Source organism: Clostridium sp. 'White wine YQ', from assembly GCF_028728205.1.
Classification (GTDB): Bacteria; Bacillota; Clostridia; order Clostridiales; family Clostridiaceae; genus Clostridium_T.
On the sequence record NZ_JAQYUU010000009.1, the window covers coordinates 170,393 to 187,472 of the forward strand.

Below are 17,080 nucleotides of genomic sequence, written 5' to 3' on the forward strand. Positions count from 1 at the left end.
AAATCCTCATTTTAGTTTTGTTATTCTAAATATCTAATTGCATTATCAGACATTTTCTTTAATAATTTTAAGGCTAGAAGTTTTTCTCCCTCTGTAAAATCAAAGGATAGAAATGAACTGGACTCATTAAGAACCCTAGTAATTATTGGTTTTATATCAAGTGCTTTTTGGGTAACATAAAGCTTATAGGCCCTACGATCTGTTTCATCAACTTCTCGTCTAACATAGCCAGCTTCTTCAAGTTTTTTTATAGCCTTTGCGGTTGTTCCCTTATCTATTGCTAGGAGATCAGAAAGCTTATCTTGGCTTATTCCATCATTACAATATAAATTTAAGATGAATATGTATTGACCGCTGCCTATATTATATTCTTTTAAGTTCTTGCTAATATAATTTTGATTATACCTATTTAATATAGATATCCATTTACCTAAGGATTCACTACTCTCCAAAGCTATTTCCTCCTATAGCATAATTTATATTTCAATATATAGTTGCAATTGCAACTTATTTGAAATATAATAATAGTTGCCAGTGCAACTATTATTATAATACATATATTATAAAAATCATATATTAAATTTTAAAGGAGGTTTTAATTATGAATACAACAAATGAATTAGGCACTGAAAGTGTAGGGAAACTTCTTTTGAAATTTTCTATTCCAGCAATTATTGGTATGTTAGTGAATGTACTCTATAGTATTGTAGATAGAATATTTGTTGGAAGAGGGGTAGGATCACTACCGCTTTCAGGTGTAGCAGTAACATTCCCAATAACAAATGTCATTATGGCATTTGGTATGCTTGCAGGAATAGGTGCAGGTGCAGTTATTTCTATAAAACTAGGTCAGAATAAAAAAGAAGAAGCAGAACATATTTTAGGAAATGCATTCGTTTTACTTGTTATATTCTCAGTATTTATTACTGTCGTAGGAATACTTTTCCTTGAACCTATACTTAGGATACTAGGGGCAAGTGAAGATATAATGCTATATGCAAAAGAATTTTCTTTTATTATTTTCCTTGGTGTTATATTTCAAAATATTGCTTTTGGATTAAATTCAGTTATTAGGTCACAAGGTGATCCTAAAACGGCAATGGTTACAATGTTGTTAGGAGCTTTTATAAATTTTATAGCTAATCCTTTATTTATATTTGTATTTAAGTTGGGAGTAAGAGGGTCAGCTTTATCAACTGTTATCTCACAAATGATAACTGCCACTTGGACACTTTGGTTCTTCCTAAAAGGTAAGGGGCTATTGAAGCTTAAGAGAGAAAACCTAAAATTAGATTCTCATATTATTAAGCAAATAATAGCAATTGGTATGTCTCCTTTTGTAATGCAATTAGCCGCAAGTGTAGTTACCATTACATTTAACAAGAGTTTAGAAAATTACGGTGGTTCTATTGCTATAGGAGCTATGGCGCTAGTAACAAGCATTAATATGCTTATATTAATGCCTATATTCGGAATAAATCAAGGGGTTCAGCCTATTATTGGATACAATTACGGTGCAAAAAATTACAAGAGAGTTAAAAAGGCACTTAAGTATGCCGTTATGGGAGCTACAGCAATTACAGTATTCGGATTTATAATGGTAGAACTTTTCCCAGTTCAAATAATAAAGGTATTTAATAGTGATGATGTTGGTCTAGTAGATATGGGATCAAGAGGACTTACTATATTTTTATTAATGTTACCAATTGTAGGCTTCACTATAGTTGGAACTAATTATTTCCAAGCTATAGCGAAAGCAAAACTTTCTATGATACTAGGACTACTTAGACAAGTATTATTTTTAATACCATTGATAATAATACTACCTAATTACTTTAAATTAGATGGTATTTGGATGGCTCAACCTATAGCTGACTTTGTTACAACTGTTGTTACAGGTGTGTTTGTTTATAGGGAAATGAAGATACTTACTAAGTCTGAACAAAAAGATAAGGAAGAAGAGTTTACTAAAGGTGATTTAGAAGCTAAAGTTGCAGATATTTAATTATAAAATAAAAGAGCCCAGAGGGCTCTTTTATTTTACATTAATGGCATTCTACCGTATTTATATTTTGTTTCTTGTGCTAAATCACTGTATTTTCTTGGGTGTGGTTCTTCGTCTATAATGTGCATTTCTTGTATAAATTTCTTGAATAAGTTCTGTATTTTCATCATTTATATCATCTCCTTAGAATTTAATTTGTTAATAAATTCTAGAAATATTAATTGTCTCTACATCTTCTTTATAATATATTCTATGATGATAGTCAATTAAAAACATGCCCAAAAACTGTGAATTTTTTTAATAAATTAATAAATGAAAACTATGTAATAGTAGAGTTTATTGACAGATTATCAATAAATATCAAAAAGCTTTGATAAATTTTAGGTGCATAAAAAACGGTATATTTTAAGTGTATTTTCAGGTCATAAATAAATGTTTTTAAAAAATTTATAAATTTATTATGGAAAGTAGTATAATGGTTAGTAATGAGAACCCATAATCAGTCGAAAATTCTATATGAGGAATAAAATGTATAAGTTTATGTTAAGATATAGCTTTTTATAGGAACTTAAGGGGGGATATAAGTGGATAAAAAGAAAATAGTTCAATTACTTATGGCAACTGCAGCCACATCAACAGGTGTTATTATTTCAAATCATGCAGCATATGCAGCAACAAATACAACTTCAGTAGCAAATATTCAGCAATTCACCAAAAAAGGACAAGTTATTAATGTTAGCACGAATCTTAGAGTAAGATCAGGTGCAGGAGCTAGCTATTCAATAATTGGATACTTAGTAAATGGACAAACTTTTAGTATATTAGGTTCAGAAGGTGATTGGTACAATATACAGTATGATGGCAGAAGTGGATATGTAAGTAAGGATTATGTTAAGGAAGTCTCATCAGGTGGTGTTGTAACTACACCTACGAATAATATAATTTCTTCTTCATCTAAAGGAGAAGTTGTTAATATAAGTAGTAGTTTAAGAATAAGATCATCTAATAGTACTAATTCATCAGTTGTTGGATATTTAAATAATGGACAAACATTTGACATAAAGGGCAAATCAGGAGATTGGTATTCCATACAAGCAAATGGAATAAGCGGATATGTACATAAAGATTATGTTAAAGAGATTAGTACTTCATCAGGATCTACTAATCCTCCAGTGACAACCACGCCAACTCAAACTCCGTCACAAAATACAGGAAGTAAAAAAGGCGTAGTTTATAATGTTAACTCTAATCTAAGATTAAGAAGTAAAGCAAGTACTGGGTCAGACAGTAGAGTAGTAGCATACTTATTACCTGGAGCAACTTTTGATGTCTTAGGAATGTATGGGGATTGGTATAACGTTAATTACAATGGAAACATAGGATACTTACTTAAGGATTATGTTAAGTTAGTAGATGGGACTAGCTATAATAATAGCAGTGATGCTAATAATTCCAATACTCCAAGTAATCCTTCAGCCTATAATAAGATACTAAGTTCATTAAAAGCACAAATTGGATCTCCATATGTATATGGTGGGGCAGGAGAATTATTAACAACAGCCTACTTAAATACTATAAAACAAAATTTTTCAGTTGAGGCATCAAGAGGAGTTTATGATTTGGCTGCAAAATATGTAGATAAGGGATATAGAGCATTTGATTGTTCAGGTTTTGTTCAATGGGGATATAAACAAGCAGGAATAACTATCGGAAGAACTACTTGGGATCAAATTAATAATGGAGTGGAAGTATCTGTTTCAGATGCAAAACCAGGAGATCTTTTATTCTACAGTGATATTAGTCATGTAGGTATGTACATAGGAAATGGACAATGGATAGAGTCCCCAAACTCTAAGGACTATGTGAAGATTGTAAATGTAAATTGGAGTAAGATAGGTCGAGTTAGAAGAATACTAAAATAGTAGAATTATTTAAGGTATAGGTACAATTGGAGGAAATTATGAGTAAAATTATAGATTTAAGAAGTGATACAGTAACAGAGCCAACTGAAAGAATGAGAGAAGCTATGTTTAAGGCAACTGTAGGTGACGATGTATATGAGGATGATCCTACTGTAAAAGAATTAGAAAAATACGCAGCTACCTTAGTTGGAAAAGAGGCAGCAATATTTGTCCCTAGTGGAACTTTTGGGAATCAACTAGCTATATTTACCCATTGTAAAAGAGGAGACGAAGTAATATTAGGTGAAGATTGCCACATAGTTGCTCATGAAGTTGGTGCAGCAGCCGTAATTGCAGGTGTTCAACTTAGAGCGTTAGCAACAAAAAGAGGAAAAATGGATGTTTCAAAGGTTGAATCTATAATTAGAGCAGAACAGGAAGATATTCATTTTCCAGGTACATCTTTGATTTGTTTAGAGAATGCATATTCAAATGGATCGGTGGTAGACCTAGAATACATGAAAACAATTTATAATATAGCAGAAAAAAGGAATTTAAAGGTACATTTAGACGGAGCGAGATTATTTAATGCAGCAACTCATCTACAAGTTGATGTAAAAGAGATCGTTAAATGTTGTGATTCAGTAATGTTTTGTTTATCTAAGGGTTTATGCTCTCCAATAGGCTCTATATTAGCAGGAAACAAGGAATTTATAGAAAAAGCTAGAAAGAAAAGAAAGCTAATGGGCGGTGGCTTAAGACAAGTTGGCTTTTTAGCAGCTTCAGGACTTATTTCACTTAAAGAAATGACTGGCAGGTTAAGTGAAGATCATGATAATGCAAGATACCTAGCAAGTAGATTAGAGGAGATTTCAGGTATAACTGTTGATAAAGATAATCTTGACATTAATATGGTTTTCTTCAAACTTGAAAATTGCAGTAAGAGTTCTAAGGAGATATGTGAGGCATTTTTAAACAAAGGAATAAAAATAAATCCACCAGAAGCAGGAAAGATGAGATTTGTGACACACTATTGGGTTAATAAAGAAGATATCGATTATGTTGTTAATGTGATGAAGGAATTAATATAGTAATGATTAATAAGATTTAGAGATTTTTCAAACAAAAAATTTCTGAATCTTATTTTTTCCCCTTTTATATATAAAACTTTAGAAATATTAAAGAAAAGTAAAATTTTAAAATAGTAGTGTTTTATTAAAAATAATTAGGAGTATTGTCATTAAATTGACACTTTCGAACAATATACTAGATATATTGAAGATATTGTTAAATTATAGTTGGATATTTTAAAAATGATAATTAATCAATGTAGGGGGAATTATTATGAAGAGAAAGCTAGTGAAATACATTGTTGCAGCAGTAGTTGTAATTGCAGTAGCTACGGGAGGATATGTAGGATACAATAAGTTTTTTGCCAGTAAAGCTACGGCTACAAGTGCTCAATACATGACTGTATCAGCTACAAAAACAAATATTGCTGTAAATGTACAGGGGACAGGAGCAGCCTTTGCAGGTACAACTAAGGATATATCTGCAAATAATAATGGTACACTAACTGGACTTAATGTAAAGGTAGGAGATACTGTTAAGGCAGGAGATACTTTGTTTGTTTCTGACAGCCAAGATGTAAAGCAAAACTTAGATAAAGCAAAAAGTAATTTAGATAAGGCAAATTCTCAGTCATCAGCTAGTAATACAAATAGTCAAGTTGCAGATGCACAAGCCGCAGTAAATCAAGCTCAAAGTGAGCTTACACAGGCTACTAATAGATTAAATTCAATGACATCAACATCACCTGTAAGTGGAAATGTAACTGCAGTGAATGATAGTAATGGGGATTATGTTGGAGCTGGAAAACCTATTTTAACAATTACAGATTCTAATGGAAAAGTGGTACAAGTTACTGCTAATAATAGTGGAACAATAGAAGGATTAAGTGTGACAGTTGGTAGTGCTGTTAGCGCAGGTCAAAAATTATTTACTACTGATAATCAAGACTTAAAAAATGCTGTTTCTAGTGCACAAGATGACTTGAATAAAGCAAAATCAGCATTGTCATCAGCTCAAAGGCAATCAAGTTCAAGTTCAGATACTTCAGGTGTTAGTGATGCGCAAAGTCAATATAATTCAGCTTCAGAGCAAGTGAGTAAAATGACAGTGACTTCACCAATTGATGGAGTTGTAACGCAAGAAAATAATGCCAATGGTGATGATGTACAGTCTGGAAAATCAGTATTAACAGTGGTAGATCCATCATCAATAAAGGTTAAAGTTGCTATAGATGAAATGGATATAAACAAGGTTAAGGTTGGGCAAAAAGCTCAGATTAAGTTTGATGCAATTAGTGATAAAACTTTTGATGGTTCAGTAGAATCTATAGCTTTAACAGGAGCATCAAATAATAATGTAACTACATATGATGTTGTAGTTTCAGTAGCAAATCCAACAGATATTAAAATCGGAATGAACGCTAATGTAAATATATCAGTTGAAAATAAGGATGACGTTTTAGCCGTACCTACAGAAGCTTTAGTAGATAGAAATGGAACTAAATATGTAATGGTAGAAAGTGCGTCAGGAGCAGCTAATAGTTCAAATAATAGTTCAAATAATAGTGCAAACAGTAATCAAAAAGGTTCATATTCAGGTGGTGGAAACTCTGGAAGAGCTGGTGGGAGAATGGGAGGAACATATTCAGGAGCTGGAAGACTTGTTGAGGTTAAAACAGGAATTCAAAATGAAAACTATGTAGAAATTTTGGATGGGTTAACTGAAGGAGAAAAAGTTTTAATTGCACTACCAAAGACTACTACTACTAGTACTACTGGAAATAGAAGCGGCTTTGGTGGAATGGGAGGCCTTGGCGGCAGCATGGGCGGCGGAGCAAGTAGACAATCAGGTGGTGGAAATTCAGGCAATGGTAGTAATGGCAATAGCAGTAATGCTAAAAGTAGTAATGGCACAAGTAAAGGAAATTAACCAGATAATATAAATAATAATGTGTCATTTTTGAAGATGTCTATCTTTAAAAAATGCCTTACTGGAGGAAGATATTATATGGCAAATAAAATAGACCAAACCGAAGTAATTAAAATGAAAAATATAAATAAAACTTATCCAATGGGAAGTAGTGAATTTATAGCTTTAGATGATGTTAACCTTACAATAACTAAAGGCGAATATGTAGCGATAGTAGGGCCTTCGGGGGCTGGTAAATCAACCTTAATGAATATAATAGGATGCCTAGATACCGCTACAAAGGGAGATTATTTTCTTGATGGGCTAGATACTAGATGCAGTGATTCTAAGCTTGCGGAGATAAGAAATAAAAAAATTGGGTTTATATTTCAAAACTATAATTTGTTACCTAAGCTAAGTGTTTTAGAGAATGTCGAGTTACCACTTGTATATTTAGGACTTTCAAATAGTAAAATAAAAGAAAAATCACTAGTGGCTCTAAAAAAGGTTGGGTTAGAATCACATCTTAAACATAAACCAACAGAATTATCTGGAGGACAGAAACAAAGAGTTGCAATAGCAAGAGCTTTAGTTACCGAGCCTCAAATAATTTTAGCCGATGAACCTACTGGGGCATTAGACAGTAAAACTGGTAAAGAAGTTCTTCAGATGATGAAGGAACTCAATAATGAAGGAAATACAATAGTTATGATTACACATGATATGGAGATAGCACAGGAAGCTCATAGAATTATTACTGTTAAAGATGGTAGAATAACCTCTGATAGCATGAAAGAAGGTGAAGTTAGCTAATGAAAGTAACTAAGTTATTTAAGATGGCTTTATCTTCTGTATGGAGTAATAAGATGAGGTCATTCTTAACAATGTTAGGAATAATTATAGGTATATCTTCTGTAATTGTATTAGTTGGTATTGGACAAGGAACAAACAAACAGGTTACAGAACAAATAGAAAGTTTAGGTACAAATTTAATTACTGTAAGTATTACAGGGAATAGAACTGCAACCATAACAGATCAAGAATTAGCAGATTTAAAGACTAAACCTGGAATAAAAGAAATAGCGCCTGCTTTAACATCGGGAAGTGTTAATGTAAAGGCTGGAACAAAATCAGCAACTACTAGTTTAGAGGCATCTATTCCGTCCTATGAAGAAATAAGAAAAATAAGCGTAAGTGCAGGTAGATTTATAAACGATATTGATTTAGAACAAAGATACAAGGTACTAGTTATTGGAAGTGAAACTGCTGATAATATATTTGGTACAACAGACGTAGTGGGAAAGACAATGTATGTAAATGGAATAGAATTTAATATCGTAGGAGTACTTACGCCACAGGGAAGTACTTCAGCAGGTTCTAGTGATGACAGAATAATACTTCCATTATCTACTGCAGAAAGATTACTTCAAACTACGAAAATAAGAAATTTTTACGTTGAAGCTAAGGATAAAGATAATGTTAGTGAAGCAATGTCTTACTTACAATTATTTTTAAATAAGAAGTATAATAATGATACTAAGAGTTATAGGGTATTCGATCAGACAACATTACTTCAAACAGCAAGTACTACCACAGCAAGTTTGACAGCTATGTTAGGAGGAATTGCAGCTATATCCCTTTTGGTAGGAGGTATAGGAATTATGAATATAATGCTTGTTTCAGTAATTGAAAGAACTAGAGAAATAGGAATAAGGAAAGCAATAGGAGCTAAAAGAAGTAGTATTTTACTGCAATTTTTAATTGAATCTGCAAGTATTAGTAGTCTTGGAGGAATAATTGGTGTACTACTTGGCTATTTGGGCGGATATGGAGCACAAAACTTATTTAAAATGAGTGTTTATATTTCTGGAAATGTAGTAATCGGAGCATTCGTATTCTCTGTTTTAGTTGGAATAGTATTTGGAATGTATCCAGCCAATAAAGCATCTAAGTTAAACCCAATCGATGCTTTGAGATTCGAATAAAATTATATATCTTTATTTAGAAAAGGAATAGCTAGAGCTATTCCTTTTTTTCTAACATGCATTTGGAAAGACAGATTTAAGAAAAATCAATGATTTATAATCAATGTGCCGCTTTATTGTAAAGAAAACTGCATAAAACGGCAAAAAACCATTTACAAAACTGCACAAAAGTGCTAACATCATAATTGAACTGTTGTAGAATAATTTTGGAAAGGGATTAAGAATTATGTTTGCAGAGGAACGTAGAGAACAAATACTCTTGAAAATTAAAAAGACAGGAAGAGTTCTAGCAAAGGATTTATCCGAGGAGTTTGAGGTGTCAATTGATACAATAAGAAGAGATCTTACGTACATGGAAGAAAAAGGACTTCTTAAGAGGACTCATGGGGGTGCTGTAACTTTATCGAAGGTTAGAAGGCTACCAATGGATGAGAAGATTAGATATAGCGATGGAACGGAACATCAAAATGCTGTAGCAAAAATAGCAGCTAGTTATATAGAAGAAGAGGATACAGTCTTTATTGGAAATGCAAGTATCCATTTTATAATGCTTAAATATCTTCCAAGAGATAAGGTTTTTACTGTAATTACGAATTCTCTTAGAGTTGCAGAGCGTCTTAAAGATTTCAGTAATATAGAATCCTATATAGTATGTGGGAAAATAAAAAGTGAAGAAGGAATAGTAGATGCTTTAGCAACTGAATTTGTAAGAAACTTAAGGATAGATAAAGCATTTTTAACTGGAGGGGGGATTTCAGCAAAGCATGGATTAAGTAGCTCTACTCCAGAAGGTGCAATCTTTCACAAAGCTGTAGCGGGGGTATCTAGAAGGAAGATTTGTCTAGCAAATTTTGATAAAGTAGGTACTGAGTTTTTTTCAAAAACTCTTGATATAAATGACTTAGATTTAATAATTACTGACTGGGAAGCACCAGATGAAGAAATAGAAAAATTAAAGCAACAAGAAGTTAAGGTTATAATAGCCAAAGAAATATAAATTATTGAACAATGAAAGGAGAAAAAAATGAAAGTAGATTTTTATACATCTAAAAGGGAGTATGACCAAAAAAAAGAGGAGTTTGACAAGGCAATACAAAAGATTATTGAAAAAGGAAACTTTATACTTGGAGAAGAAGTAAGAGAATTTGAAAAGGCAATCGAGGAGTATACAGGAGCTAAGCATGCTATTGGAGTTGCATCAGGTACAGATGCATTGGTTATTGCAGCTGACATTTTAGGATTTAAAGATGGAAAAGAAATCATTACATCTCCATTTACGTTTTTAGCATCTGCATCATGTATAACAAAGCACGGAGGAAAGCCAGTTTTTGTTGATATAGATGAAGAGACTTTTGGTATAGATGTAAATAAAATTGAAGAAAAGATTAATGAAAATACAGTAGGTATATTACCAATACATCTTTTTGATCAAATGCCTGACATGGACAAAATAATGGATGTAGCAGAGAAGCATAATCTTAGGGTTCTAGAAGATGCTGCGGAAGCATTTGGTATGAGATGGAAAGGAAATGGAGAAGAATATAAGCACTCAGGAGCTATAGGTGACTTTGGAGTATTTTCCTTCTTCCCAACTAAAACCCTTGGTGGTTATGGAGATGGAGGAATGATTATAACAAATAATGATGAACTTGCTAATCTTGCAAGATGTTACAGAGTACATGGAGCTTCAAAAAAATATCATTATGATTTTATAGGTTATAATTCAAGATTAGACACCCTTCAAGCATCTATACTATCTGTTAAGCTAAAATATATAGATGATGCAATAAAAAGAAGAAAAGAAATTGCTGAGCTTTATATAGAAAAACTAAAAGATTGTAAGAAAGTTAGACTTCCAATTACAAAGGGAGATCAAAAACAAGTATATTATGTATTTAATATATTAGCTGAAGACAGAGATGGTCTTGCAGAATATTTAAAGAAAAACGAAATTGGCTATAGTATCTACTACCCAATACCACTACATCTTCAAGAATCCTTTAAATATTTAGGATATAAAAAGGGAGATTTTCCAGTGGCAGAAAGAGTTTGTGGTGAAATATTAGCATTACCAATCTATCCTGAGATAACAAATGAAGAAATTGAATATGTTTGTGATACCATTATAAATTTCTACAAGAATAAATAATTGTGAAAGAAGGATAAGAATATGATAAATAAGAAAATACCTTTTTCCCCTCCAGATATAACAGATTTAGAAATTCAATCTGTTGTAGAAGTATTAAAGAGTGGATGGATTACATCAGGACCTAAGGTACAAGAATTTGAGCAGAAAGTAGCAAAGTATTCTGATGCAAACTATTCTGTTGCATTAAATAGTGCAACAGCAGGTTTAGAATTAATTCTAAAGGTTTTAAATCTAGGTGCAGGAGATGAAGTAATAACAACTCCATATACTTATGCAGCAACCTCCAATGTTTTAATTCATAGAGGAATAAAGCCTGTATTTGTAGATGTTAAAAAGGATAGTTTCTTAATAGATATAGATAAAATAAATGATGCAATAACTCCAAAGACAAAAGCAATAATGACTGTTGATATTGGAGGAATGCCAGTAGACTATGATTCAGTTAGAGAAGTTATAAAAGTTAAAAATCGAGAAGACATAGTACTTATTTCAGATTCAGCTCATTCTTTTGGAGCAAAGTACAAAGGGAAAAGAGTTGGAGGTCAAATGGATTTTCATGTTTTCTCCTATCATGCTGTAAAAAATCTTACTACAGCTGAGGGTGGATCAATAACCTATAATGACAATAATTTTCATGGAAAACCAGATTTATTTAAAGAGTTTAAGTATACTGCACTTCAAGGTCAAACAAAGGATGCTTTATCAAAAATGCAGGCTGGAGCATGGAAATATGATATATTAACAGATGGGTTAAAATGCAATATGACTGATATCATGGCTGCAATAGGTTTGGCTCAACTAAAGCGATATGATGAAATGACAGAAAAGAGAAAAGCTTTATTTAATGTATATGATAATATATTAAGTGAAAAGGAATGGGCGATTACTCCTGTAGCAAGCGATGATATTTCGGAAAGCTGCTATCATATATATACATTAAGAATAAAGGGATTTAAAGAAGAACAAAGAGATAGAGTAATTCAAGATATGGGAGAGAAAGATATAGCTACAAATGTTCATTTCATTCCACTTCCTATGCTTACTTTATATAAAAATCTAGGATATGATATTAAGGATTACCCTAATGCATATGCTCAATATGAAAATGAGATAACTTTGCCGTTATATTCAACATTATCATTGGAAGATGCTGAATATGTAGTAAAGGAATTAATAGAATCAATAGAAAAAGAATTTAAATAGATACAAGTTTAAATGAGCTGTTTCAAATTTATAATTTGAAACAGCTCATTTTATTACATAGTTGTTGAATTAGCTGTGGCTGATTGAAGAAGGTTTATAAGTGTATCCATATCAGTACTCAATTTTTTTAATCCATCTGTTCTTGTATTTTGAATATTAATAACGTTATCTAATTGAGTTAGGGCATCTTGAAAATTCTTGTTTTTAATATCATCCTTGGCAGTAGTAAAAGCTGTTTTAATAGTACCTTTAGTATCAGCTAAAGAAGAAACGTCACTATTTATTGTTTTTAACGCTGCATCAATTTTAGCTAAGTCATCAGAAGATAGCTTCTTTTTGTTTTGTCTTATATCTTTAGTAAGACCTTTGGCAGTGGTTCTTTTTTCTTTAATCTCATTTCTAAGAGCTTGATTAGTTGAATGGTTTTGCTTTATAGTATCCTTCTTTTGTGTAATAGTAGGTTTGTATTGTTGCCATTCACTTTTAGTTTCTAAATTTTGTTGTTGTTTTAGTAGACCTGAGCCAAACTGTCTTGTTGCATTAGTGTTAGCTTCTTCTGCACTTGCAGAAATTGCAGGAATTAAGCAAGTAATAGCTAACGCTGAGGCAAGAACTTTTAACTTTAAATTTTTCATAATAACATCTCCTATTTTAAATTATTTATTAGTGAATCAGTCTCATTTACATCATTGCTATCATCTAAGCTATTTAAGGTGTTATCCAATTTATCTAATTTGCTATCTATGTTATTAATTGATGTATTTGAATTGTCGTTACTAGCACTTTTAGTATTAGGATTGGAGGTAGATGAAGCCTCTGAATTTTTATTTGCTTGTTTATTAACAGCTTCGTGCTTTCTTCCACAGCCGGTAAGAATGACAAAGGTAAAAAGTATTAAAATAACTAGGGTGGTGAATTTCTTCATATGTTTAACCTCCTTTTAAAATTAATATTTATTTAGTTTTGTTGCTTACAAATATAGTTTATCAAGTAACCTTAGGCTGAATCTCCGAGAAATTGTGGCAAAATTAAGGCAAAGCTTAAGAGAATATGTGAATAAAAAAGTTAGTATGCTATAATCAAACTAAAATATAAGGCGGTAAATTTATGGATAATAAACTTATATATATAGCGGATGATGAGGTAAAGATACAAGAGATAATCAGGATGTTCTTAAAGAAAGAAGGATATGAAGTAGAGACATTTTCTGAAGGAAGAAGTCTTTTAGAAAAATTTAAACAGTTTCCAGCAGATATGCTTATAATTGATGTAATGATGCCAGGTATCGATGGTCTAGCTTTATGTTCTGAAATAAGAAAAGAAAGCAACGTACCTATAATTATAATTTCAGCAAAGGATAGTGAGTCAGATAAAATTGCAGGATTGATGCTAGGAAGTGATGATTATATGACTAAACCTTTTAGTCCAGTTGAGCTGGTACTAAGGGTGAAGAGTATTTTCAGAAGAATGGAGCAGGAAAAGACAAATAAAGAAAGTAAGTCAGTGGTTAATATTTCTGATGTTGAGATATTTACGGAAGGAAGATATGCTCTTTGTCATGGACAAGATTTAAAGTTAACTTCTATGGAATTCAATTTATTATTGTATTTAGCTAAAAATATAAATAAGGGAGTAAGTAGAGAGGAACTATTAAATAAGATATGGGGATTTGATAGTGAAGTAGATACAAGAGCAACTGACGATATGATAAAGAGGATCAGAAAAAAACTATCCAATGTAAATTCAAATTTAAAGATAGAAACTCTTTGGGGATTTGGTTTTATAATAGCTAATAAATAGTGAGAAGGGTATTTTATGAAGAAGAAATATAAAACATCAATACAGAAAAGAATATTTTTATCCCATATTATTATTGTAGGTGTTGCACTTTTACTCACAATGATAATTTTTGATGTCTGCCTTAGTTTATACGTAAGGAGAGAAATTAAATCACAAATTATTACGTCAGGACAAATGCTTGCTAAGACGATAGAAGAAGAAAATAAAAGTGGAATAGATGTAGCTGAAAAATATAAAAATTCTAATGAGTTTAATAAGAGTTTAATTCAAATGAATAAAACAATAAAACAATCCCAAGCACTTTTAGATATAAACTATGTGTTATTAGGAAAAAATGAAGATATTATATATCCGCCAAATGAAAATAAACAAGAGTATAATTTTATAGAAAAAAATTTAATGAAAGTTGTAAACAGAAGAATTACATTATCCAGTCTTAATAACAACACTACAATTAATTTCAAAATATCAGGGAATAGATACATTTTAGGAGCATTTAACTTAAACTTGAAGGGAAATAAAGGTGGATATCTTATTGTATATTCAGATTTAGCTAAAAGCAGAAGACTTACTATGGTTGTTAATATTATGTTGTTTTTAATATTACTTGCTGCGGCAGTAATTGCATCGATTATTTCTAATAATGTTTCAGAAAAAATATCAAAGCCAATATATGAATTAGTGAATTATGCAAAAAAAATTGGAGATAGAGAATATAATATTAAGTTTAAAAAGCAAAATGATGATGAAATTGGCAAACTAGTAGATAGTATGGAACTTATGACAAAAAAGCTGGCAGCTTATGATGATACTATGAAGACTTTTATGCAAAATGCATCACATGAACTTCGAACTCCGCTTATGTCAATACAAGGATATGCAGAGGGAATAAAATATGGAGTTGTAGATGAACAGGATAAGGCAATTGAAATAATTATAGATGAAAGTAAAAGACTATCAGAATTAGTTGAGAAATTACTATACTTATCAAAAATTGATGCTATGCAAGATGAGTTCAAGTTTGAGAAAGTAAATGTTGAAGAGATAATCAGAACCTGTATAGATAGAATAAATGGAATTGCAGTTAAAGAAGGAAAAACAATTAGTCTTTCTTCAAATATAGGAGACGTAATGATAATGGCAGATGAGGATAAACTTACACGAGCAATGTTAAATATACTTGGAAATTGTCTTAGATATGCTAAGAAGAATATAAATGTTTCCTTGAAGAAGAATGAGTCCAATATTGAAATTTTAGTCAAAGATGATGGTCCTGGATTTGACAGTAAGGACATAAATAATATATTTGATAGGTTCTATAAAGGTAAAGGTGGAAACTATGGATTGGGATTAGCAATAACTAAAAGTATTATCTCAAGACATGGGGGAACTATAGTTGCTAAGAATGATGTTAATAAAGGAGCTTGCTACCTTGTTAATTTAAAAGATAATTTATAAATTTCAATAAATTTATTTTAGTGGTAATATTATTATGTAGAATAAAATAATTGGAGATATAAATATGAGGAAAATTACTATAGATGAGTTAAAAGCACAAGAAGTTTTTAAAACTCTAAAAAAAGAAACATTAGATGCTTTAGTAAATAATATAGTTGTAACAAGCTTTGAAAAGAATTCCCATGTTTTTAGGGATAAAGAAAAAGTTGATACAGTATACATAGTTTTGAGTGGAAAGTTTTCTTTATATAAACTTGGGGAAAATTCTAATAAGAAAATAATATATATATTAGGTGCGGGGAAAATATTAAATGATGTTATTTTAGATAACCTTGCAGCATCTATTAACTGTGAAGCCTTTGAAGCAGGAGAGCTTATAGCTATAAAGAAATCAGAACTACTTGATATTATGAGTAGAGACTTTGAATTAACGAAAATAATAGTTAATTCTTTGACAATAAAAGTCAGAAGATTGTATAGACAATTAAAGAATACAACACCTCTAAAAATTGAAAAAAGAGTGGCTGCAAAGCTATGGAAGTTATGTAAAGACTATGGAGTAGATTATGATGATGGGGCTCTTATAGATATGAGAATAACTGTAACATACCTAGCAGATATGTTTGGAAGTCAGAGAGAAACTATATCGAGAGCTTTAAAACAGCTTGAGGAATTGAACCTAATAGAAATGAGAGAAAAGAAGATATTCATTATTAATAAAGAAAAGCTTTTGAAATATTTTAAAGGACTGTGATTATTATCACAGTCCTTTGTTTTACGGTTAATTTATAATAAATTCATAGAAAAAGGAGGAGTTGTTGTCATGTTTAGTGAAGAAATTAACAAAGTAAGCGAGGCTGCAAAAGCAAAGATAGGCTTACTAAACAAGAATAAGCTTGGATACTTGCTGTCGGCAATGTTTGCTGGATTGTATGTGGGGCTAGGAATAATGCTTATATTCACAATTGGAGGACTATTGTCATCTGCAAATTCCCCAGCAACTAAAATTGTTATGGGACTAGGTTTCGGTGTAGCACTTAGTTTAGTAATTTTTGCTGGCTCAGAGTTGTTTACAGGAAATAATTTTGTAATGACTGTTGGAATATTAAAAGGGAAAACTTCAGTTTTAGATGCAATTAAAATTTGGATTTTTAGTTTTGTTGGAAATCTGATTGGATCAGTATTAGGAGGATATCTTTATTATGCCACGGGGCTAGGTAAAGCAGCAGTTGGAGAATTTATTGTTAAGACTGCAGCGACAAAGATGGGACTTCCTATTCATGAACTAATAACTAGAGGGATATTTTGTAACATATTAGTTTGTCTTGCGGTTTGGTGTACTTACAGAATGAAAGAAGAAACTGGTAAGCTTATTATGATTTTTTGGTGTCTTTTTGCATTTATAACTTCTGGATTTGAACACAGTATCGCAAATATGACATTGCTATCTATCAGTCTATTTATACCTCATACTGCAGCAGTTAGTATAGGGGGCTTTATATATAATATAGGATTTGTAACATTAGGTAATTTTATCGGAGGAGCTTTATTTTTAGCAATACCATATTACCTTATTTCAAAAGATAAGTAAGATATTATG

The 17,080-nt window shown here is 31.3% G+C and carries 17 protein-coding genes; 13 read left to right on the forward strand and 4 right to left on the reverse strand.

Annotation, left to right across the window (positions count from 1 at the left end; all coding sequences use genetic code 11):
* Positions 1 to 20: 20 nt before the first annotated feature.
* On the reverse strand, positions 21 to 452 hold the full coding sequence (locus tag PTZ02_RS18130) for a MarR family winged helix-turn-helix transcriptional regulator (RefSeq protein WP_274229162.1): 432 nt from the start codon (positions 450 to 452) through the stop codon (positions 21 to 23).
* Positions 453 to 601: 149 nt separating this feature from the next.
* Between PTZ02_RS18130 and PTZ02_RS18135 the strand changes: the two genes are divergently transcribed.
* Positions 602 to 2,005, forward strand: a complete 1,404-nt coding sequence (locus tag PTZ02_RS18135; RefSeq protein ID WP_274229163.1) for an MATE family efflux transporter — start codon at positions 602 to 604, stop codon at positions 2,003 to 2,005.
* Positions 2,006 to 2,040: 35 nt separating this feature from the next.
* Here the strand turns inward: PTZ02_RS18135 and PTZ02_RS18140 are convergent, their stop codons facing one another.
* Positions 2,041 to 2,175, reverse strand: a complete 135-nt coding sequence (locus tag PTZ02_RS18140; RefSeq protein WP_274229164.1) for a hypothetical protein — start codon at positions 2,173 to 2,175, stop codon at positions 2,041 to 2,043.
* 414 nt (positions 2,176 to 2,589) lie between these two features.
* Between PTZ02_RS18140 and PTZ02_RS18145 the strand changes: the two genes are divergently transcribed.
* The 8 genes from PTZ02_RS18145 (at position 2,590) to PTZ02_RS18180 (ending at position 12,222) form a co-directional block, all read left to right on the forward strand.
* Positions 2,590 to 3,927 carry a C40 family peptidase gene (locus tag PTZ02_RS18145; protein WP_274229165.1) on the forward strand — a complete coding sequence of 446 codons (1,338 nt, stop codon included), beginning with the start codon at positions 2,590 to 2,592 and terminating at the stop codon, positions 3,925 to 3,927.
* A 38-nt stretch (positions 3,928 to 3,965) separates the two neighbouring features.
* A complete protein-coding gene (gene ltaE, locus PTZ02_RS18150; RefSeq protein WP_274229166.1) occupies positions 3,966 to 4,997 on the forward strand; it encodes a low-specificity L-threonine aldolase in 1,032 nt (343 codons plus the stop codon).
* Positions 4,998 to 5,250: 253 nt separating this feature from the next.
* Positions 5,251 to 6,906: an efflux RND transporter periplasmic adaptor subunit gene (locus tag PTZ02_RS18155; RefSeq protein ID WP_274229167.1), complete on the forward strand. Its 1,656-nt coding sequence runs from the start codon at positions 5,251 to 5,253 to the stop codon at positions 6,904 to 6,906.
* A 78-nt stretch (positions 6,907 to 6,984) separates the two neighbouring features.
* The gene (locus PTZ02_RS18160; protein WP_274229168.1) at positions 6,985 to 7,698 is read left to right on the forward strand and encodes an ABC transporter ATP-binding protein; all 714 of its coding nucleotides are present in this window, start codon (positions 6,985 to 6,987) and stop codon (positions 7,696 to 7,698) included.
* Positions 7,698 to 8,870, forward strand: coding sequence for an ABC transporter permease (locus PTZ02_RS18165; RefSeq protein ID WP_274229169.1), 1,173 nt, complete (start codon positions 7,698 to 7,700; stop codon positions 8,868 to 8,870). Before PTZ02_RS18160 ends, PTZ02_RS18165 begins: the two co-directional genes overlap by 1 nt.
* A gap of 226 nt (positions 8,871 to 9,096) precedes the next feature.
* Complete coding sequence (locus PTZ02_RS18170) at positions 9,097 to 9,867, forward strand: DeoR/GlpR family DNA-binding transcription regulator (protein WP_274229170.1); 771 nt, start codon at positions 9,097 to 9,099, stop codon at positions 9,865 to 9,867.
* Between the two features lie 27 nt (positions 9,868 to 9,894).
* Positions 9,895 to 11,019, forward strand: coding sequence for a DegT/DnrJ/EryC1/StrS family aminotransferase (locus PTZ02_RS18175; RefSeq protein ID WP_274229171.1), 1,125 nt, complete (start codon positions 9,895 to 9,897; stop codon positions 11,017 to 11,019).
* Positions 11,020 to 11,040: 21 nt separating this feature from the next.
* On the forward strand, positions 11,041 to 12,222 hold the full coding sequence (locus tag PTZ02_RS18180) for a DegT/DnrJ/EryC1/StrS family aminotransferase (protein WP_274229172.1): 1,182 nt from the start codon (positions 11,041 to 11,043) through the stop codon (positions 12,220 to 12,222).
* Positions 12,223 to 12,275: 53 nt separating this feature from the next.
* On the opposite strand, the gene PTZ02_RS18185 is transcribed toward PTZ02_RS18180, so the two are convergent.
* Together PTZ02_RS18185 and PTZ02_RS18190 are read right to left on the reverse strand one after the other, a co-directional pair.
* Complete coding sequence (locus tag PTZ02_RS18185; RefSeq protein WP_274229173.1) at positions 12,276 to 12,857, reverse strand: hypothetical protein; 582 nt, start codon at positions 12,855 to 12,857, stop codon at positions 12,276 to 12,278.
* An 11-nt stretch (positions 12,858 to 12,868) separates the two neighbouring features.
* Positions 12,869 to 13,147 (reverse strand): hypothetical protein, encoded by a 279-nt coding sequence (locus PTZ02_RS18190; RefSeq protein ID WP_274229174.1) that lies wholly within the window; start codon positions 13,145 to 13,147, stop codon positions 12,869 to 12,871.
* A 182-nt stretch (positions 13,148 to 13,329) separates the two neighbouring features.
* Here PTZ02_RS18190 and PTZ02_RS18195 point away from each other — a divergent pair, with 182 nt between their 5' ends.
* From PTZ02_RS18195 to PTZ02_RS18210, 4 genes are all read left to right on the forward strand, one after another.
* Entirely contained in the window at positions 13,330 to 14,022 is a 693-nt protein-coding gene (locus PTZ02_RS18195; RefSeq protein ID WP_274229175.1) for a response regulator transcription factor, read from the forward strand.
* Between the two features lie 15 nt (positions 14,023 to 14,037).
* Positions 14,038 to 15,480 carry a sensor histidine kinase gene (locus PTZ02_RS18200; protein ID WP_274229176.1) on the forward strand — a complete coding sequence of 481 codons (1,443 nt, stop codon included), beginning with the start codon at positions 14,038 to 14,040 and terminating at the stop codon, positions 15,478 to 15,480.
* A gap of 64 nt (positions 15,481 to 15,544) precedes the next feature.
* Positions 15,545 to 16,234, forward strand: coding sequence for a Crp/Fnr family transcriptional regulator (locus PTZ02_RS18205; RefSeq protein WP_274229177.1), 690 nt, complete (start codon positions 15,545 to 15,547; stop codon positions 16,232 to 16,234).
* A 69-nt stretch (positions 16,235 to 16,303) separates the two neighbouring features.
* Positions 16,304 to 17,071 (forward strand): formate/nitrite transporter family protein, encoded by a 768-nt coding sequence (locus PTZ02_RS18210; protein ID WP_274229178.1) that lies wholly within the window; start codon positions 16,304 to 16,306, stop codon positions 17,069 to 17,071.
* The last annotated feature ends 9 nt before the right edge of the window (positions 17,072 to 17,080 follow it).